The organism is Rhizobium tumorigenes (assembly GCF_003240565.2).
Classification (GTDB): Bacteria; Pseudomonadota; Alphaproteobacteria; order Rhizobiales; family Rhizobiaceae; genus Rhizobium; species Rhizobium tumorigenes.
Genome location: NZ_CP117259.1, coordinates 1 through 20,107 on the forward strand (window position 1 = coordinate 1; position 20,107 = coordinate 20,107).

Genomic DNA, 20,107 nt, shown 5'->3' on the forward strand with positions numbered 1-20,107 from the left:
ATGAATATGGCAGCAACGCTCGGACAGCCTATTTCGGAGGTCGACCAGCTAATCATCGGCCAAGCCCGAGAGCTGTCCGACAAGCTGAAGCAGCACCGGCTCGAGATGTTTCCACCGACGGCGCAAAAAACGCTCCGGCAGTTTCATCTCAGCGAGGCCGCGCATTTTCTCGGCGTCACCAGCGGCCATTTGCGCAACCTGTCGCTAGAATCGAAGGGGCCGCTGCCGCAGGTTACTCCATCGGGCCGTCGTTCCTATACAGCTGAGCAATTACTCGAGATGCGGCAGTATCTCCAGCAGAATGGACGTGCAGGTCAGCATTACGTGCCGCATCGCCGCGCCAAGGACCATCTTCAGGTCATTGCAGTCGTGAATTTTAAAGGCGGGTCGGGCAAGACAACCACGGCGGCTCACCTCGCCCAGCATCTGGCTCTGACCGGGCATCGCGTTCTCGCCGTCGATCTTGATCCTCAGGCCAGCCTTTCGGCGATCCACGGTTTCCAGCCTGAATTCGATCTCGATGAGAACGAGACGCTTTACGCTGCGATCCGTTATGACGACCGTCGGCGGCCGCTCAGGGAAGTCGTGCGGAAAACCAATTTTCCAGGTCTCGACATCGTGCCGGGCAACCTCGAGCTGATGGAGTTCGAGCACGACACACCGCGTATCCTGGCGCAGGGCCAAGGCAATGACTACGGGCGCATCTTTTTTGCGCGACTGGACGAGGCCCTGTCATCGGTATCCGACGACTACGACGTTATCGTCATCGACTGCCCTCCACAGCTCGGATTTCTGACAATGAGCGCGATTTGCGCCGCCACGGCGGTGCTCATCACGGTACATCCGCAGATGCTCGACGTGATGTCCATGTGCCAGTTCCTGCAGATGCTCGGGGAAATCCTGAACACCCTGAAGGGTGCGGGCGCCGATATGAACCTCGACTGGATGCGCTATCTCGTCACGCGCTACGATCCAACCGATGGACCGCAAACGCAGATGGTGGCCTTCATGAGGTCTATGTTCAAGCAGCACGTCCTCACCAACCCCATGCTGCGAAGCGTTGCGATCTCCGATGCCGCGCTTACCAACCAGACACTCTACGAGGTAGATCGCAGCCAGTTTACGCGCACGACCTACGACCGGGCGTTGGAATCGATGGAGGCTGTAAACGCTGAGATCGCTGCCCTGGTCCACAAGGCATGGGGTCGCTGATCATGGCTAGAAAGAACGTCCTTTCCGGATTGATCTCTGAACCCGAGACAAAGTTTACTGCGGTAAACTCCACTCAGCCGACGTCTGCGCCTGAGCGCCAAACGAGCGGATACAAGGGCGTCGGTGCACTCGGTGCAGTGACACGTAGTATAGATGCGCTTGCAGCCAAGGCTGATGCGGCGAAGGCGATTGAAGCAAAGCTCACGGCCGGCGAGGTGGTGATCGAACTTGATCCGGATATGATTGAGGACTCCTTCGTGTCCGACCGCCTCGTGCAGCTGGATGCAAAATTCGACGAACTCGTCGAAGCAATACGTCTACGCGGCCAGGATTCACCAATTCTCGTGCGTCCGCACCCATCCCGAGACGGTAAATACCAGATCGCCTTTGGCCATCGCCGTGCTCGCGCAGCAAAGACACTGGGTCGCCCGGTTCGGGCTGTCGTCAAGAAGCTGGACGATCGCGATCATGTCATCGCGCAGGGCCAGGAAAACAGCGCCCGCGCAGATTTATCCTTTATCGAACGCGCCATGTTTGCAGGTCGGCTGGAGAAGCGAACCTTTGACCGCGAAACGATCATGGCCGCGCTCAGCGCCGACAAGACGACAGTTTCGAAAATGTTGTCAGTCATCAACCGCATCCCCCCCGCGATCGTCGATGCAATCGGACCGGCACTGGCTGTTGGCCGCGACCGCTGGCATGACTTGGCGACGCGTTTCGACACACCCGAAAATATCGTGCGAGCGGGGGAATTTATCACCCGTCCGGAATTTCTTGATGCCGCCGCGGATGATCGCTTTGATTTGTTGAGCACGTTTCTTGCGGGAAGGGGACAGGCCAGATCTGTGCCGGTCGTGAAACCTGTTTCGGAGTGGCGCGAACAAAGCGGCGCAGCAAAAGCAGAAATCAAAGCTGGTGGTAAGAAGTATACGATTGCCTTGAAGGCGGAAAACGGTCCTGCCTTCGGCGCTTACATCACCAAAAATCTCGATCGGCTTTATCAAGCCTTTCAGGATGAGACCAAGTCAGAAGCAGGAGACTAAACGCAAAAGAAAAAGGCCCCCAAACGTTGCCGTCGTGGAAGCCCTTCTCGTAGTTGGCGCTTAGAGAATCACATTTCCACGAATCTTAGTCAAGAGTCTTTGGCACCAAATTGGGTGAGCGGATTTTTTTTGCCTTGAAAAAGGTGAAGGACGATGCAGACCGGACATATATCGACGCCCTTTGGTGGGCGTTCGATGACGCTTGGCATGCTGGCAAGCCAGTACGACGCGAGTGAGATCGACGCTGACGCCTCGGTCGACAAATGGAAGTTATTTCGAGCGCTGTGCGAAGCGCGGCAGATGCTCGGGGTCAGCGATCGCGCGCTGGCTGTTTTGAACGCATTATTGAGTTTCTACCCCGGCAACGTGCTTTCGGCAGCCAACGGACTGGTGGTCTTCCCATCGAATGAGCAATTGGCCTTGCGTGCCCACGGTATAGCGCCTGCGACATTGCGCAGGCACCTCGCCGCTCTCGTAGAGACAGGCCTGCTTATCCGCCGGGATAGCCCCAACGGCAAGCGCTACGTCCGGAGGGGCGGCGATGGTGAAGTTGCGCAGGCTTTTGGTTTCAGTGTTGCTCCGCTGATCTCCCGGGCTGAAGAAATCAATGTGCTGGCAGCTGAAGTGGTTGCCGAACGCCAAGTTCTCCGTGTCACGCGAGAAAAGCTCACCTTGTGCCGACGCGATGTCGGCAAACTGATCGAGACGGCCATGGAGGAGGGGGCACCTGGCGATTGGGCAAGCATATACGAGCATTTTCGGCGCCTGGTGACGCGGATACCTCGCCTGCCGACAACAGCAGACATCGAACCGATTTTGGAAGAGATGAGCATGTTGCGTGACGAAGTCCTCAACCTACTGGAAACATGCCTGAAAACACAAAAACAAAGCGGCAATGAGTCCCGAAACGAGCAGCACATACAGAATTCAAAATCCGAATCTAATCCTGAACTTGAACCAGCTTTAGAAATAAAGCAGGGCGAAGCTGAGGGGGCAGAGCAAAAGCTGAGCCTTGTGCCTGTTACACAAGACCAGCGGGATGATAGCCGCCAACCGGTGGAAGGCGGCAACGGCAGGCAATTTACGGACCTCGGCGGTTTGAAGTCCTTTCCGCTCGGCCTCGTGCTTCGGGCTTGCCCCGAGATTGCGATGTATGGCCCGGGCGGAGTGATCTCAAGTTGGCGCGACATGCTGACGGCCGGCGTTGTTGTCCGATCGATGCTCGGCGTCAGTGCCAGCGCCTATGAGGAGGCCTGCCAGGTCATGGGACCGGAGAATGCGGCAACTGTCATGGCCTGCCTGCTGGAAAGGTCCGGTCAAATCAACTCGGCCGGCGGCTATCTGCGCGACTTGACCAGAAAGGCGGAACGAGGGGAGTTTGCCATTGGGCCAATGCTCTTGGCGCTGGCTCGGAGCAATGGTGCAGAGGACAGGCGGTCAGCATGATTGCCTTCGCCCCGGCTACGCCGTTAAGCTTCACGTGGATAGCCTGCCGGTATATGGCGGACTGCTCTGTACTTTTGAACGGAGACCACGTATATGCCGGGCTCATGAAGAGGCCTGCGACGTGCTGGCCGCGGCGATCTGCGCCTTCCGGGTTTTTTTCTGCCGGCGCGAACACCGAATTCCGAAAGACCAGATATGACTGAATTCGAAGGCATCGTTCCTCCGATTGCGCAGGCGTTGACCAAACGCGGTTACGAAGCGCTCACCCCCGTGCAAAAGGCGATGCTTGATCCCAAGCTCGGCAACTCCGACGTTCTCGTTTCTGCGCAGACCGGCTCGGGCAAGACCGTGGCATTCGGCCTTGCTCTGGCCACGACGTTGCTTGGCAAGGGTGAACGCTTCGGTCAGGCTGGCCGTCCCTTGGCTCTGGCGATTGCTCCGACCCGCGAATTGGCCCTGCAGGTGCAGCGCGAACTCGAATGGCTGTTCGAACTGACCGGTGCCACGATTGCTTCCTGCGTCGGCGGTATGGACATGCGCACAGAGCGACGTACGCTCGATCGCGGCGTTCACATCGTCATCGGTACACCTGGCCGCCTTTGCGATCATATTCGCCGTAACTCGCTGGACATTTCCGAGCTGCAGGCCGTTGTCCTCGATGAGGCCGATGAAATGCTCGATCTCGGCTTCCGCGAAGATCTTGAGTTTATCCTCGAGAATTCGCCAGCCGAGCGGCGCACGCTGATGTTCTCGGCCACCGTGCCGCGCTCAATCGCGGCGCTTGCCAAGAGCTACCAGCGGGATGCAGTGCGTATCAGCACCGCTGCTGAGACGAAGCAACATGTCGATATCGAGTATCGCGCCCTGACCGTCGCCGGAAGCGACCGCGAAAATGCGATCATCAATGTCCTGCGCTTCTACGAGGCGCCGAATGCCATCGTATTTTGCTCGACGCGCGCAGCCGTCAACCATCTGACAGCCCGTTTCAACAATCGCGGTTTCTCGGTCGTCGCCCTTTCCGGCGAACTCAGCCAGAGCGAGCGCACCCACGCGCTGCAGGCCATGCGTGACGGGCGTGCCCGCGTTTGCATCGCCACCGACGTCGCCGCTCGCGGTATCGATTTGCCGGGTCTTGACCTCGTCATCCATGCGGATCTGCCGACCAATCCGGAAACGCTGCTGCACCGCAGCGGTCGCACGGGCCGTGCCGGTCGCCAGGGCGTTAGCGCCATGATCGTGCCCACCAGCGGTCGTCGCAAGGCGGAGCGTCTGCTCGAGGCCGCGCGCATCAATGCGACTTGGGCAAAGCCACCGTCGGCCGACGATGTTACCCGCCGTGACGATGAACGTTTGCTCGCCGACCCCTTGTTCACCGAAGCCGTTCGTGAAGACGAGATCGATTTCGTCAAGAAGTTGCTGGAGCAGCATAGCGCCGAGCAGGTGGCTGCTGCGTTTCTGCGCCAATATCGTTCTGCACATTCCGCGCCTGAAGATCTGCTCGATGTTGCGGTCCCTGACGACCGCAAGAAGCCACGCCGTGACGAGTTTTCTGCGCCACGTGACGATCATCCCGCCGAGACTCGGGCCGACTTCACAGATGGTAAATGGGTTTCGCTTTCGGTTGGGCGCAAGCAGAGCGCCGAACCACGTTGGTTGATCCCGATGATCTGCCGTTACGGCGACCTGACGAAGCGCGATATCGGCGCCATCAGGATGCAGCCTGACGAAACGTTCGTGGAGTTTTCGGGCGAGGCTGCCGAGCGCTTTCTCACTGCGATCGGCCCGAACAAAACACTGGAGAAGGGGATCCGCGTCAAGGCTCTCGACAGTGCGCCTGAAACAGGACGCCAGAGCCACGATGGCCCGAAGCGCAGTTTTGCGGAAAAGAACAACCGTCCGAGGACGGACGCCAAGCCTGCAGCGAAGTTTGAGCGCAGGTCTGAGGGTGCACCGTCCGCACCGGGTGAAAAGAAGCCTTGGAGCAAGAAGCCTGATTTTGCACGCGATGGCGCAAGGCCGGCTGGCGGTAAGCCGAAGTTCAAGAAAACCACGTAAAAGGCGCTGATTTTCGAGCTATATTTCTATTCTGAATAAACTGAAGGCCGGGTTTCCGGCCTTCTTTTTTGTATTAACGTCAAGCGCGTCAGTCTTAAAGAGCCTGGAGCTGTTCGGCGGAGGATTTCCCTGACCGCTTGTCCTGGACGATCTCAAAGCTGACCTTCTGGCCATCCTTCAATGTTCCGAGGCCCGAGCGCTCCACGGCGCTGATATGCACGAAGACGTCTGCGCCGCCATTGTCAGGCTCGATAAAGCCAAAACCCTTGGTGCTGTTAAACCATTTCACAGTGCCGGAAGCCATTTCATAGTTCCTTCTAGTCTTGTTTTCCATGTGCCGTTTAGAAGCGGCGTTGTGACCAATATTGAAGCGCCATGTCCTTGCATTACTGCGCCCGCAATAGACCGTTTGTAGAGGTAGGGCGTCGAAATGCGGTTGCAAGATGGCAATTTGCACCGGGGGTAGGGGACGCTTATCGCTCCATCCCGGACCGAGCCACATCGGCGGCACGACTGATTTTTGAGTTGTAAGTATGGCGAGAGGTCGAATGTTAAGGCCCGTGACAAAGTCACGTCACCACTATGGTTAACCAAATGTTACGGAATCAATGTGTCATTTAGTTTCCGATAGGGAAGAAGATGGCGTGCTTGCAATGGCATAGGCTGTTCCAGCCCGGTACTGACGCGAGCAGCGGTGATGCGGATGCTAGGGCGGCCGAGTTGACTACTATCCCCGGACTCGCGTGCATCCTGCATGGCCCTTATTTAGCAGGAACCAACTTAAGCATGGCGACGTTTATCGGCTCGTGTAATTAAATTGATGTGTGGAGTTACTGTGGAGCAGCGCGACGACTGGCACCTGACCGACAGGCTCAACTATGCGCATGGCAGGGGAGATCCCTTCGCAGCAGCTGTGCGCGCGACGAGAATGCCGATGGTGATCACTGATCCGTCGCAGGCCGACAATCCCATCGTATTTTGTAACGAGGCGTTCCAGGCGCTGACAGGCTACGCGCAGGATGAAGTGCTAGGTCGGAATTGCCGTTTCCTTCAGGGTCCAGATACAGACCGCTCTGTGGTCGAGACGATCCGTGCAGCAATTGCGTATGGAGAAAGTGTTTCAGTCGAATTGTTGAACTATCGAAAAGACGGCTCCACGTTTTGGAACGCTCTTTACCTCAGCCCCGTGCGCAACGACGCGGGCGAAATCCAGTTTTTCTTTGCCTCGCAGCTCGATGTGACCAAACACGTGGCTTACAGCCGCACGGTGCTCGAACAGGCGGCCTTGGTAGAAAAAGAAGTCGAGCGACGGACTGCCGAACTGGAAGCTGTTCTTGAAGCGAAGACGGTGCTGCTTCACGAGGTGGACCACCGCGTCAAAAACAACCTGACCATGATCGGTTCCTTGCTGAGGCTCCAGGCGCGAACGATTGGCGACCCGGTCATAACCTCCAAGCTGGAGGCGATGATGGAGCGGATCGATGCGCTGGCAACGGTGCACCGGACCCTCTATCAGTCCGGCGATGTGACAAAGTTCGACATCGGTGAATTCGCCACGAAACTGGCAGAGGATGTCATCGGTTCGAGTGGAAGAGGGGACATTGGGCTGAAATGCGATGTGGATCCCATTCTCGTACCAGCCGGCAAAGCGTCCTCTCTTGGCCTGGTTTTGAACGAGATACTCACCAATGCGATCAAGCACGGTTTGCGCGACGGCAGGGCAGGGACGATTGTGGTTAAAGGCCGCTCCGAGGGTAGCAAGGCGACGATTACTGTCGAAGACGACGGCATCGGCATGCCGAGTGAACCACCGACAGGATTGGGCCGTACCCTTATTAACAGACTTGCCAGACAGACGGACGCGACAGTGGACTGGTCGACGCTTTCGTCCGGTACACGCGTGACGCTGTCTCTGCATAACGGGAATTGATTGATGGAACGCCCCAAACCGCCTTTGAGTGTCCTGATCGTCGAAGACGAGGCCCTTCTCGCCATGGATGTGGGAATGATGGTCGAGGATGCCGGGCACACTGTCATTGGCGAGGCGGCCTCGCTTTACGACGTCGAAGACATGGAGCCAACCAAGGCGCCAGACATCGCATTCGTCGACATGCAACTCGCCCGTAACACGACTGGTCTCGATGTCTGCGCCCATATCCGGAGACGCTGGTCCCACACGATCATCGTTTTCGTGACGGCCAACCCCAATAAGATACCGGACGATTTCGCGGGCGCTCATGGGGTCATCCCGAAGCCCTTCTCGCGTCACGGCTTCATGAACGCTCTCTGGTATCTCCAGGAAAGTGTCTGTAGACCGCCGCCAAATGCAGCCCTTCCCGGAAGTTTCCTAGCGTCGCCTCACCTGGCGTCCACGTGGTGAGAGGTGAAATTGAGGCGCCGTAGCGTCGGCACCGCGAAACAGCGACTGCGCTGCAGCAACTCCCTCAAAGCTGTACAAACGGTGCGTGCGCGTATTGCCTTGCGTTGAGGGGAACGCGTCGTTAGCTTGCGTTTATGACATCACCAAGCACGGCAAACATGCTCAACCGCCTGATAAACCATCTGGACAGTCGGGACAGGGATCTGCTCGTTCCCCACCTCATGCCGGTGAGGCTGCCGCGACTGTTTGTGATGGCCGAGCCGAATGTCCCGGCCGATTGCAGCTATTTTCCGGAAACGGGCATCGGGTCTATCATAGGGATTTCGCCCGCTGGCAGTGAAGTCGAGGTGGCAATTTTCGGTCGCGAGGGCATGTCACCGCCCAACAGCCTGTTCGAAGATACTCAGGCCCCGTTCAAGGTCTTCATGCAAGTGGAGGGTCACGGCTACAGCATCAAGAACGAAATCCTGTTTGACCTGTTGGCAGAAAGCCGATCCCTCCGCCGCACTCTCAGCCGCTATGCCCAGACGTTGTTCGTTCAGACCGCGTATACGTCGCTTTCCAACGCCACCCATTCGGTGGAGAAGCGGCTTTCGCGCTGGCTGCTGATGGTCCACGACAGGTCGGAGGGCGCGTCCTTGCCCCTGACTCATGACTTCCTGTCTTCCATGATGAACGTCAGACGCCAGAGCGTAACGGACTCGCTCCACGTGCTTGAAGGCGAACATTTCATTTCGAACACGCGCGGCCTTGTGACAATCCGAAACCGGGATGGACTGCAGGCTTTCGCCGGCGATGCCTACGGAGTTGCCGAGGCGGAATTCGACCGGCTTATCGGAAGCATGAAGTAGCCATCCGGAACTAATTCGTCCGATACAGTTTTGTCCTGTATGGCGAGATTTTACTTTCATATCCGCGAAGGCGACGTGGTGATCGAGGATCCGGACGGCTCGGAATTGCCGGACCTGCGGGCGGCCGAACTGGAGGCTGCCCTTTCAGCGCGTGCGCTTGTCGTGGAGCGCATCCTGGCCGGCAAATGTATTGGCGACAGAGTTTTGGAAGTGGCGGATAGCACCGGTCTGGTCTTGGCCACAGTCAGTCTCCGATCATCCGTCGGTATCTAGCGCCTCTTGTTTATATGGGCGACTGCCGCCCACTCTCATCACAAATGACCAGCACAAAAAAACGCCCTCCGAATCCGAAGGGCGTCTGTTTGTGTTGTCCGTATCTGGACTAGTCGAGAAGTTCGGCCGGCACCTTGCCGCCGTTTTCCGACAGTTTCTGCAGCAAAGCCTTATGCAGGAAAGTGTTCATCTTGGCGCTGTCGTGGACATCGCCCTGGAAATTGAGTTCAGCCGCGAGTTCCTTTCGTTCCTCGAGACTGGCGTCCATGCCGAGCGCCTTCATGAGGTCGACGATGGAGTGTTTCCAGTCGAGCTTCTGGCCTGATTTCTGTACAGCAGCATCGAGGATCGGGGCGACGTCAACGGACTGGGCGAGGGTGGCTGCAGATGGCGCTGACGGTACCGGTGTGGCAGTGCCTGGTGCCGGGTTTGAGACCGGGGTAGCTGCCGCAGTCGTGGTTCCAGTCGATGCCTGTGTCGTGCCTGCGGCCTGCGCCTGGCCAAAAATGGCGTTCTTGATGCGGTCGAAAATGCTCATGGTATATCCTCCGTTGTTTGCTTGCACATCCACAACGCAAGAGGGTCCTCACCGTTCCGTGATCAAGCGTGCCGGCATGCAGATATGATGTCTGGAGTTTGCGAACCGCTGTCGTCCAATTGGATCTCTGTACAATGAAGATTGGGCACTCAGCCACGACCGGATGTCAAAAAAGTATCTCTAATAGATCTGGGCTGAGGTAGAGGTCCCGGCAATTGAGGGATATCGTCATTGCAAGCGTTGGATCTGCGAAATTGGAGGTTTGCAGATTTTGCCAGGAAACTGGAAGGCGTGAGCGGGAGGAGTAAACATGCAGCCGGATCTCGAACTGGTTCATATCCGCAAAGGCGAGTCCTTTGCCGCGTGGAAGCACGGATACCCGTTTCGCACGGTGCGCTGGCATTATCATCCCGAATACGAGATCCATCTGGTTGTCGCCACATCCGGCCAGTTTTACATCGGCGACCACATCGGCCGGTTTCAGCCTGGCCAGTTGATCATGACCGGCCCCAATCTTCCCCAGAACTGGATTTCCGAGATCGCACCGGGCGAGATCATTCCGACGCGCAATCTGGTCATCCAGTTTCCCGAAAAACTAATTCAGGATTGCATCACCAGCTTGCCCGAGATGGAGGCGCTCGGACCGCTCCTGAAACGCAGCAGTCGCGGACTGCTGTTCGATCCGGCTGCAGGCGCGGAAGTGCGGCCGTTGATGGAGCATCTGATCGAGGCGCAGGGCATGAAGCGGCTGGCGCTGTTCTGGGAGATTCTTGACATCCTCGCCCGTGCCTCCGAACCGGAAGTGCTTGCCAGTCTCAGTTATGAACTCGACCTACCAAGCATCAACGACTGTGGCATAAACCGCGCCATCGCCCATCTTCGCGACCACTTGACCGACGATATCGACGAGCGCGAACTGGCCGATCTCGTCGGACAGAGCCCCAGTTCTTTCTCGCGCGCCTTCAAGCGCCACACCGGCACGACGCTGGTGCGTTACAAAAACCAGCTGCGGGTGGATCTCGCCTGCCTGATGCTGCTGACGCAGCCCGAGGTAAAGGTCGCCGAAGTCTGCTTCGAGACCGGCTTCTCGAACATATCCAATTTCAACCGGCATTTCCTCAAGCAGAAGGGAATGCCGCCATCGCAATTCCGCACGACGTTTGCTGCCAATGGGGAGCTGATGGCGGCGGAGTAACAGCTAAAGCCCGATACCCCGGAAGGGATTTGCATTCGGAAGGCATGTGCCTTCCGGAAAGGGACAGGCTTTGCCTGTCGTCATCTAAGGGAGGAAGACCGAGATGAAGAAGACTTTGATCGCGCTATCGATTGCCACCTTGGCAATGGCCACCGCGCCAGCCATGGCGCAGAACGCCAAGCTAAAGATCGGCATGACGTTTCAGGAGTTGAACAACCCCTATTTCGTGTCGATGCAGGAGGCTCTCAAGGAAGCCGCGAAAAGCATTGGCGCCGACGTTGTCATCACCGATGCCAACCATGACGTCGCCAAGCAGATTTCCGATATCGAGGACATGCTGCAGCAGAAGATCGACATCCTGCTGATTAACCCCACCGATTCCGCCGGCGTCGAATCCGCTGTCAAGATGGCCAAGGATGCGAACGTCATCGTCGTCGCCGTCGATGCCAATGCCAACGGGCCGGTCGACACCTTCGTCGGCTCGAAGAACAAGGACGCCGGCTACCAGTCCTGCCAGTTCCTGGCCAAGTCCCTGAATGGCACCGGCGAAGTCGCCATTCTCGACGGCATTGCCGTCGTGCCGATCCTGCAGCGCGTCGAGGGCTGCAAACAGGCGCTCGCCGAATTCAGCAGTATCAAGCTGGTGGATACGCAGAACGGTCGCCAGGACCGCTCTGTTGCGCTCGGCGTCGTCGAGAACATGATCCAGTCGCATCCTAACCTCAAGGGCATCTTTTCGGTCAACGACGGTGGTGCGATGGGCGCGCTCTCGGCAATCCAGGGATCGAACAAGGACATCAAGCTGACCTCCGTCGACGGCGCTCCCGAAGCGGTCAAGGCGATTGCCGACGGCACGGCTTTCATCGAGACGACGGCGCAATTCCCGCGTGACCAGGTGCGTGTCGGTCTTGCCATGGCGCTCGCCCAGAAGTGGGGAGCCCGCGTCGTGCCGAAGGAAGTTCCGATCGACGTGAAGCCTGTGACCAAGGAAAATGCTGCCGGCTTCAGCTGGTAATCGATGTCGGCGCGCCCCTGCCACCTCGCGGGAGCGCGCCATCCATTCAAACGCGGGAGCGAGCGATGCTGGAATTGAAAGGGATCAAGAAGAGCTTCGGCAGGATTGCGGTCCTGCACGGGGTCGACCTGACCGTTCGCGCAGGTGAAATCCATGCTCTCCTCGGCGAGAACGGTGCGGGTAAGTCGACGCTGACGAAGGTCCTTTGCGGCATTCTGCAACCGAGCGAGGGGGAAATCTTCATCGATGGCGAGCGTCACCGCTTTGCCGATTACAACGAGGCGATCGACAACGGTATCGGCGTGGTGTTCCAGGAGTTCTCGCTGATCCCCTATCTCGATGCTGTCGATAACATGTTTCTCGCCCGCGAGCTGCGCAGCTCCGTTGGCCTGTTGAAGCGCGGCGCCATGCGCAAGCGCGCGGCCGAAATCCTCGCTCAACTCGGCATCGATATACCCCTCAATGTGCCGGTCCGTACTCTTTCCGTTGCCGAGCAGCAGTTCGTCGAGATCGCCAAGGCGCTGGCGCTGAATGCCCGGATACTGATGCTGGACGAGCCGACAGCAACGCTGACGCCATCCGAGGTCGAGCATCTCTTCCGGGTAATGAGGGGCCTTCGGCAGCAGGGCGTCGCCATCGTTTTCATCTCGCACCACCTCGAAGAGATTTTCGAGATCTGCGACCGCATCACGGTGCTGCGCGATGGAGAATATGTTACCTCCTGCGATGTGAGCGAGGTCGACCAGCACCGTCTCGTCGAATTGATGGTCGGCCGGCGAATTGAAAACAGTTTTCCGCCGAAACCTGTCATGACTGCAAACCCTCCGGTCGTCCTAGACGTCAAGGCGGTCCAACTGGCGCGGGGAGGGCCGGTATCCAGTTTTCAGTTGCGTTCAGGCGAAATTCTCGGTTTTGCCGGGCTGGTCGGATCCGGCCGGACGGAAACGGCGCTGGCGATGATCGGTGCCCACCGTGCCACTCGCTGCGAGCTGTCGCTCGATGGCGTCGAGAGACGGTTTAACGATCCAGCGGAGGCGCTTGCAAGCGGCATAGGGCTGCTGCCCGAAAGCAGAAAGGAACAGGGGCTGATCACCAGCTTCTCCATCCTCCACAATGTTTCGCTGAATAACTACGGCAAATATCTATTCGGGCATTTCTTCATCGATCGCCGTCGCGAGCTCGAGGATACCGTCTCGGCGATGGCGCAGGTGCAGGTCAAGGCGCAGGGGCCGATGGCGCGCGTCGATACGCTCTCCGGCGGCAATCAGCAGAAGGTGGTCATCGCCCGTTGGCTCAATCACAACATGAAGGTGCTGATCTTCGACGAGCCGACACGCGGCATCGATGTGGGCGCCAAGACAGAAATCTACCAGCTGATGCGCGAGTTCACCGCGCGCGGATATTCCATCATCATGATCTCGTCCGAACTGCCGGAAGTCATCGGCATGTCCGACAGGGTGTGTGTCTTTCGGGCGGGCGGCATCGTCGCGACAGTCGAAGGCTCAGCCATCAATGCCGAAGAGATCATGATCCACGCTACCACCGGGAGGATAAAAGATGTCGCATGATGGGATCGCTGAAAGCGATACTCGCGCCAAAGGCGCAGCAATTTCCGCATTCAGATCGCTTATTCACTCGCCTTTGGCGCTGCCGCTGGCCGGGCTGGTTGTCGTGTCCATCCTGATGGGCTTTGCGTCCGACAGCTTTTTCTCGGTGTCGAATATCCTGAATGTATTCCGCCAGGTCTCTGTCGTGGCGATCCTCGCGGTCGGCATGACCTTTGTCATCCTCACCGGCGGCATCGACCTTTCCGTCGGCGCGGTCATGGCGCTGGCGGGGACGATGGCTGCGGGCCTTATGGTCCATTTCGGCCTGCCGGGCTGGGTGGGTTTGCTAGCCGGGATGGTTCTCGGCATAGGGCTTGGGATTTTCAATGGCCTGCTGGTCGCCTGGGGACGGATGCCAGCTATCATCGTCACCCTTGCTACAATGGGGATCGCCCGCGGTATCGGGCTTATCTATTCCGGCGGCTATCCGATCTCGGGCTTGCCGTCCTGGATTTCCTGGTTCGGCGTCGGCCGCGTCGGCATCGTCCCGGTGCCTGTCATCATCACGGTCGTCATCTATGCACTCGCCTGGGTGCTGCTCGAGCGCACGCCGTTCGGCCGCCATGTCTACGCCATCGGCGGCAACGAACTGGCAGCCAAGTTATCCGGTGTGAAGACCGCCAGGGTCAAGCTCGTGGTTTATGCCATTTCCGGCCTGACTGCCGGCCTGGCTGCGGTGATCCTCACCGGACGCCTGATGTCCGGCCAGCCGAATGCCGGCGTCGGCTTCGAGCTGGATGCCATTGCGGCGGTTGTCCTCGGTGGCACCGCTATTGCCGGCGGTCGCGGGCTCATCCTCGGGACCCTGATCGGCGCCGTGCTGCTCGGCATCCTCAGCAACGGCCTCAACCTGATGGGTATCAACCCCTATCTGCAGGATATCATCCGGGGCTTCATCATCCTTCTCGCCATCTACATCGCCCGCGAGTGGCGCTGACCCGCAACCATATTGATAATTCAGGACATATAGGAGAGCACGAATGTCTCAGTCACTTGAAGGAAAGATTGCCGTCATCACCGGAGCCGCTTCGGGTATTGGCCTTGCCACGACGGAAAAGTTACTGGCGGCCGGCGCCACCGTCGTCATGGTGGACTGGAACGAGAGCAGCCTGAAAGAGCTGACGGATCGTCTGGGCGAAAAGGCTATAGCGCAGGTGACGAACCTGCTGGACACTGAAAGCTGCGCCGCGATGGTGCCTGAAATCCTTAAGAAGGTCGATCACATCGACATCCTCTATTGCAATGCGGGTACCTATATCGGCGGCGAGCTGACGGAGACGACCGGCGAGGCGATCGACAAGATGCTGAACCTCAACGTCAACGCCGTGATAAAGAACGTCCATGACGTTGCCCCGCACATGATCGAGCGCGGTACCGGCGACATCGTAGTTACCTGCTCGATTGCCGGCCACTATCCGACCTATTGGGAGCCGGTCTATGCCTCCTCGAAGTGGGCGATTACCTGCTTCGTCCAGACCATGCGTCGCCAGATGATTCCGTATGGCATTCGCGTTGCCCAGGTATCGCCCGGTCCCGTCGTCTCGGCGTTGCTGGCCGACTGGCCGGAGGAGAACTTGCGCAAGGCGAAGGAATCCGGAAGCCTGATGGACCCGAGCGAAGTTGCCGATGCGGTCGAATATATTCTCACCCGCAAGCGCACAGTGACGATCCGCGACATGATCGTCCTTCCGACGAATTTCGACCGGGTGTAAGACGGCTGAAGGCGAGTTCGCAGAGCGTGGAGGAATGATATGACGGGATTCTTGATCGGCGTCGATGTCGGCACCGGTTCGGCACGGGCAGGCGTGTTCAACCGCGAGGGCTTGCTGCTCGCTCATGCCAAACGGGATCTGGTGATCTTCCGAGACGATTCCGGCCATGTCGAGCAATCGAGCGCACAGGTTTGGCAGGCCGTCTGCGAGGCGGTTTCCGAGGCCGTCGATCTGGCGGGCGTCGATCCAACCGATGTGGCGGGGATCGGCTTCGATGCGACCTGCTCGCTTGTCGTCGATGGTGCCAGCGGCGGGGTGGGGGACAGTGCCCATCCCGAGCGGGACATCATCGTCTGGATGGACCATCGCGCCCTCGATCAGGCCAGCAGGATCAATGCCACCGGGCACGAGGTTCTGTCCTACGTCGGGGGCAAGATTTCGCCGGAGATGGAGACGCCGAAGTTGCTCTGGCTGCGCGAGAAACTGCCGGAGATCTACCGCTCAGCGGTGAACTTCTTTGATCTCACGGACTTCCTCACCTGGAAGGCGACCGGTGCCCTCGACCGGTCGTCCTGCACCGTCACCTGCAAGTGGACATACCTAGCGAAGGAGAACCGTTGGGACGAGAGCTTCTTCCGCCAGATTGGGCTGGAGGATCTTGTCGAGGATGGCTTTGCCAGGATCGGCCGAAGCGTCGTTCACCCCGGCACTGCCCTTGGCCAGGGGCTGACCGCCGAGGCGGCTGCTCTCATGAACCTGCGGCCCGGCATTGCCGTTGCGGCCGGCTTGATCGACGCTCATGCCGGCGGTATCGGCACGGTGGCGGCGAGGGGAGGGGCGGAAGACCCGACCTTGTGCCTCGGATATGTGTTCGGGACGTCCTCGTGCACCATGACAACCACAGCAGAGCCCATCTTCGTGCCCGGCGTCTGGGGCCCCTATTATTCGGCAATGGTTCCCGGCATGTGGCTGAACGAAGGCGGACAATCCGCAGCCGGCGCTGCGATAGACCAGCTCGTCAGGATGCATCCGGCCAGCCCGGAGGCGACCGCCACGGCGGCGCGCGAAGGCAAGAGCCTGCCGCAATGGCTGGCGGACCGGGCGCTCGCCTTGTCAACCGAGCCATCGGAAGCTGTCCGTCTTGCCGATCATCTGCACGTGGTGCCCGAGTTCCTCGGCAATCGCGCGCCATTTGCCGATCCGCAGGCCCGTGCGGTGATGATGGGACTCGGCATGGAGACGGGCTCCGACAGTCTAGTGGCGCTCTACATCGCCGGAATTTGCGGACTTGGCTATGGCCTGCGCCAGATCGTCGACACTCAGGCCGCCAAGGGCGTGGCGATCCGGACGATCTCGGTGTCGGGCGGCGCAGGGCTGCATCCTCTCATCCGCCAGATGCTGGCCGATGCAACCGGAATGCCGATCGAGGTTACCGCTAGTCCGGAGCCAGTGCTGCTGGGGTCGGCAATGCTGGGTGCGGTCGCTGCCGGTGTCTATCCCGACCTGAAGGCAGCGATGCCGGCCATGTCCGTCATCGCCTTGCAATGCCAGCCGGCGACCGGTCCGATCCGTGCGTTGCACGATAGACGATACCGCGCGTTCCTGGACCTGCAGGCGGTCAGCCGGAAAATCCGAACTGACGCCGAGCCGCTTTCAAAATAAGTTTTATGCCTGAGGAGGAGACAGATATGCAGTTTGCCGGAAAGTCCGTCATCATCACCGGCGCAGGCAAGGGCATCGGCCGCGCCTGCGCGAAAATCATGGCGGAGCGTGGCGCCGAGGTCATCGCCCTCAGCCGCACGGCGTCCGATCTGGAAAGCCTGCGAGAAGAAGTCGGCGGACGCTCGATTGCCGTCGATCTTGCCGACCCGGCTACGACACGGGCGGCGATGCGGGAAGCGGGCACCGCCGATTTCCTGATCAACAGCGCCGGTATCAACGTGCTCGAATCGAGCTTCGACATGACCGAGGAGGGCTACGAGGCCGTCATGGGCATCAACCTGCGTGCCGCCATGATCACCTGCCAGGAATTCGGACGCGCGCGCGTCGCAGCCGGCGGCGGGGGCGCCATCGTTAACATCACCTCGATTGCGGGCCATCGCGGTTTTGCCGAGCATCTCTGCTATGCCGCCTCCAAGGCCGGACTGGAAGGCGCCACGCGGGTCATGGCCAAGGAGTTCGGCCCGCACGGCATTCGCGTCAACGCAGTCGCCCCGACGATCACACTCACGGAGCTTGCCCTCAGAGCCTGGAGCGACCCCGTCAAGTCGGAGCCGATGATGGTGCGCCATCCCATCGGGCGCTTCGCCGAAGTCGAAGACGTCGCACGGACCATCGCTATGTTGCTGTCGGAAGACACGGAAATGGTCACCGGCGTGGTCCTGAATGTCGATGGGGGATTTCTCGCAGTCTAGCCGAGGCGTCTACCCGATCCTCCATTTTGTCAACAGCAAGGATGCCCGGCACTTGCTGTTGACCTTGCTCACTCCAGCCCCACATCGATTTGGTCTGTATCGTTTGTTCAAAATAGATTTTCGTGGGGAATAGGTTTGATGGAATATCTGAAATCCTTGGCTCTGGCGGCGGCAGCCACACTCTTCGCACTCGGTGCGCAGCCAGCTCTGGTGTGGCAGCCAGCCTACGCGCAGGACGCCAGCGCACCGGCCAGCGCCACACAGTTGGCGGTGACCAAGATGAACGCCTACGTCAAATTCATGAACGACACCCTTCGCGCTACCGACTCGCTTCAGCGCTATCGCTTGTGGGTCAACATGAGCAAGGGACCGACCGGTAAGGAGAGGATCATTTACGGCCTCTACTCGCTGTATGATGTCGGCCAGCAGATCGATGCCGTGAAAAAGGCTGCTGTCTCCGAGCCGGCGATGCCCGACCTCGATGCCGCCATGATGGCGTATCTCGATGCCTATCAGAAGCTGGCGCCGGTGATCGAAAAGGCCAACACCTATTACGAGCGCGGTGACTACAAGGTGGATAAAATGGAAGGCGGCAAAGCCCTCCATAAGGATATCGCACCGCTAGGCGCCGCTTACGAAGCGCGTCGTAAAGACGCGGAGACAGCCTTGCGCGTAGAAAAGCAAAAAACCGATCTGGCTGCTCTCGCGGCTATCGAGAAGGCTGAAGGCAAGAAGGCAGCCTGGCACGTCCGCAACACCATGATGCATGCTGAAACGATGATAAATCTCCTGCCGGATGCAGAAAACCCGGTGGTCGACATGCAGGCCTTCAAGGCTGCGCTGGACGGATACACGGCCGCGACGACCGAGTTCGACGATTTTTCCTCGGCGAACCCCGGCTCGTTCATTGGATTTGAATCGCGGCCCGATACCATGCTTTCGGAGATGCGTGACTTCTATGTACTGCTGGAGAAAGCCAAAGGCGATGCGCGCAAGGGAGCCGGTGAAAGTCTCGAGAAAATTGTCTCGGACTACAACCTGATGGTCGAGATGTCAGAGACCGCAGTATCGGACATAGCCCGATAGGACCAAACGGAGAGGGTTGCTCTGCTGATCGTGATGAGGGATCGCAACGTCAGGCCGCCTATCTGTCGCAATAACGAGACCCGGAGGCTCCGGTCGTCACTGGCCGGGGCCATGACCAGCGCCGGTTGATTGAGATCAAGCTGGCCGGTCGGGGTGCATGCTACTTGGCGATAACCCAAGGAGCATCCCATGACGAAAATGATGAAAGCTGCGGTTCTCCACGAATTCGGCAAACCTCTCGTGATAGAGGATGTGCCGGTGCCGGAACCACGTCCCGACCAGATCCTGGTCAAGATCGCTGCGACGGGCGTCTGCCATACCGATCTCCATGCGATCAAGGGCGACTGGCCGGTCAAGCCGACCGTGCCGTTCATTCCGGGCCATGAGGGCGTGGGAACCGTCGTCGCCATCGGACGCGACGTCAAGCGCATCAGGGAAGGCGACCGCGTCGGCGTGCCGTGGCTTCATACTGCATGTGGCTATTGCCCCCATTGCCGCACCGGCTGGGAGACGCTTTGCGCCGACCAGCAGAACACCGGCTATTCCGTCAATGGCAGCTTTGCCGAATATGCGCTCGCCGATCCGAATTATGTCGGCCGCCTTCCGGACAATCTGGAGTGGGGTCCGGCAGCACCTATCCTGTGCGCCGGCGTGACGGTCTACAAGGCGCTCAAGGAAACCGAGGTCAAGCCGGGCGAGTGGGTGGCCATTTCAGGCGTCGGCGGTCTCGGCCATATGGCGGTCCAGTACGCTAGGGCCATGGGAATGCATGTCGCAGCCATCGACGTTCATCCGGACAAGCTCACGCTTGCAACAAAGCTCGGGGCGGAGATCGTCATCAACGCCCGTGAGGTCGACCCGGCTGCAGAGCTGCAAAAGCGTCTCGGCGGCGTGCACGGCGTTCTCGTCACTGCGGTGTCACCAGCCGCCTTCGAACAGGCCTTCGGTGCGCTGCGCTCGCACGGCACGATGGCGCTCGTCGGCCTGCCACCGGGCAAGTTCGCCATGCCGATCTTCGACACGGTCCTGAAGCGCATCACCGTGCGTGGCTCCATCGTCGGAACGCGGCAGGATCTGGAAGAAGCATTGGAATTTGCCGGTGATGGCGCAGTGGCAGCCCACTTCTCCTGGGACAAGCTCGAAAACATCAACGCTATCTTTGCTCGCATGGAAGAGGGCGGCATCGACGGCCGCATCGTTCTGCAGATCGACTAGGCATTTTCATCACCAGTCCCGTACCCAGACCGCAGCTACAGCATTCCCCCGGGGAGGGAATGCTG

At 59.1% G+C, this 20,107-nt stretch carries 19 protein-coding genes; 17 read left to right on the forward strand and 2 right to left on the reverse strand.

Going from position 1 to position 20,107, the window contains the following annotated elements; all coding sequences use genetic code 11:
* The 4 genes from repA (at nt 1) to PR017_RS25630 (ending at nt 5,756) form a co-directional block, all read left to right on the forward strand.
* Nucleotides 1-1,212: a plasmid partitioning protein RepA gene (gene repA, locus PR017_RS25615; protein WP_111221166.1), complete on the forward strand. Its 1,212-nt coding sequence runs from the start codon at nt 1-3 to the stop codon at nt 1,210-1,212.
* Nucleotides 1,213-1,214: 2 nt separating this feature from the next.
* Complete coding sequence (repB, locus tag PR017_RS25620; protein ID WP_111221247.1) at nt 1,215-2,255, forward strand: plasmid partitioning protein RepB; 1,041 nt, start codon at nt 1,215-1,217, stop codon at nt 2,253-2,255.
* A gap of 153 nt (nt 2,256-2,408) precedes the next feature.
* Nucleotides 2,409-3,701, forward strand: coding sequence for a plasmid replication protein RepC (gene repC, locus PR017_RS25625; RefSeq protein WP_111221167.1), 1,293 nt, complete (start codon nt 2,409-2,411; stop codon nt 3,699-3,701).
* 195 nt (nt 3,702-3,896) lie between these two features.
* Entirely contained in the window at nt 3,897-5,756 is a 1,860-nt protein-coding gene (locus PR017_RS25630; protein ID WP_111221168.1) for a DEAD/DEAH box helicase, read from the forward strand.
* A 94-nt stretch (nt 5,757-5,850) separates the two neighbouring features.
* Here PR017_RS25630 and PR017_RS25635 read toward each other — a convergent pair whose 3' ends face one another.
* Entirely contained in the window at nt 5,851-6,060 is a 210-nt protein-coding gene (locus PR017_RS25635; RefSeq protein WP_111221169.1) for a cold-shock protein, read from the reverse strand.
* Nucleotides 6,061-6,591: 531 nt separating this feature from the next.
* Here PR017_RS25635 and PR017_RS25640 point away from each other — a divergent pair.
* From PR017_RS25640 to PR017_RS25655, 4 genes are all read left to right on the forward strand, one after another.
* Entirely contained in the window at nt 6,592-7,686 is a 1,095-nt protein-coding gene (locus PR017_RS25640; RefSeq protein WP_275113032.1) for a histidine kinase dimerization/phosphoacceptor domain -containing protein, read from the forward strand.
* A gap of 3 nt (nt 7,687-7,689) precedes the next feature.
* Nucleotides 7,690-8,136, forward strand: a complete 447-nt coding sequence (locus PR017_RS25645; RefSeq protein ID WP_111221171.1) for a response regulator — start codon at nt 7,690-7,692, stop codon at nt 8,134-8,136.
* A gap of 134 nt (nt 8,137-8,270) precedes the next feature.
* Nucleotides 8,271-8,987 carry a Crp/Fnr family transcriptional regulator gene (locus PR017_RS25650; protein WP_240539036.1) on the forward strand — a complete coding sequence of 239 codons (717 nt, stop codon included), beginning with the start codon at nt 8,271-8,273 and terminating at the stop codon, nt 8,985-8,987.
* A 39-nt stretch (nt 8,988-9,026) separates the two neighbouring features.
* Nucleotides 9,027-9,260: a DUF6894 family protein gene (locus PR017_RS25655; RefSeq protein ID WP_111221173.1), complete on the forward strand. Its 234-nt coding sequence runs from the start codon at nt 9,027-9,029 to the stop codon at nt 9,258-9,260.
* Between the two features lie 109 nt (nt 9,261-9,369).
* Here PR017_RS25655 and PR017_RS25660 read toward each other — a convergent pair whose 3' ends face one another.
* A complete protein-coding gene (locus PR017_RS25660; RefSeq protein ID WP_111221174.1) occupies nt 9,370-9,798 on the reverse strand; it encodes a DUF3597 domain-containing protein in 429 nt (142 codons plus the stop codon).
* A 310-nt stretch (nt 9,799-10,108) separates the two neighbouring features.
* On the opposite strand from PR017_RS25660, the gene PR017_RS25665 reads away from it, so the two are divergent.
* From PR017_RS25665 to adhP, 9 genes are all read left to right on the forward strand, one after another.
* On the forward strand, nt 10,109-10,993 hold the full coding sequence (locus PR017_RS25665; protein ID WP_111221175.1) for an AraC family transcriptional regulator: 885 nt from the start codon (nt 10,109-10,111) through the stop codon (nt 10,991-10,993).
* Between the two features lie 103 nt (nt 10,994-11,096).
* Nucleotides 11,097-12,008, forward strand: coding sequence for an ABC transporter substrate-binding protein (locus PR017_RS25670; protein ID WP_111221176.1), 912 nt, complete (start codon nt 11,097-11,099; stop codon nt 12,006-12,008).
* Between the two features lie 65 nt (nt 12,009-12,073).
* Nucleotides 12,074-13,576: a sugar ABC transporter ATP-binding protein gene (locus PR017_RS25675; protein WP_111221177.1), complete on the forward strand. Its 1,503-nt coding sequence runs from the start codon at nt 12,074-12,076 to the stop codon at nt 13,574-13,576.
* Nucleotides 13,566-14,552, forward strand: coding sequence for an ABC transporter permease (locus PR017_RS25680; RefSeq protein WP_111221178.1), 987 nt, complete (start codon nt 13,566-13,568; stop codon nt 14,550-14,552). The genes PR017_RS25675 and PR017_RS25680 overlap by 11 nt, the downstream gene beginning before the upstream one ends.
* Nucleotides 14,553-14,595: 43 nt before the next feature.
* On the forward strand, nt 14,596-15,327 hold the full coding sequence (locus tag PR017_RS25685) for an SDR family oxidoreductase (RefSeq protein WP_111221179.1): 732 nt from the start codon (nt 14,596-14,598) through the stop codon (nt 15,325-15,327).
* A 39-nt stretch (nt 15,328-15,366) separates the two neighbouring features.
* Nucleotides 15,367-16,989, forward strand: coding sequence for an FGGY-family carbohydrate kinase (locus PR017_RS25690; RefSeq protein ID WP_111221180.1), 1,623 nt, complete (start codon nt 15,367-15,369; stop codon nt 16,987-16,989).
* A 26-nt stretch (nt 16,990-17,015) separates the two neighbouring features.
* Complete coding sequence (locus PR017_RS25695) at nt 17,016-17,741, forward strand: SDR family oxidoreductase (protein ID WP_111221181.1); 726 nt, start codon at nt 17,016-17,018, stop codon at nt 17,739-17,741.
* Nucleotides 17,742-17,879: 138 nt separating this feature from the next.
* Nucleotides 17,880-18,827, forward strand: a complete 948-nt coding sequence (locus tag PR017_RS25700) for a YiiG family protein (RefSeq protein WP_111221182.1) — start codon at nt 17,880-17,882, stop codon at nt 18,825-18,827.
* Between the two features lie 189 nt (nt 18,828-19,016).
* The gene (gene adhP / locus PR017_RS25705) at nt 19,017-20,042 is read left to right on the forward strand and encodes an alcohol dehydrogenase AdhP (protein ID WP_111221183.1); all 1,026 of its coding nucleotides are present in this window, start codon (nt 19,017-19,019) and stop codon (nt 20,040-20,042) included.
* The last annotated feature ends 65 nt before the right edge of the window (nt 20,043-20,107 follow it).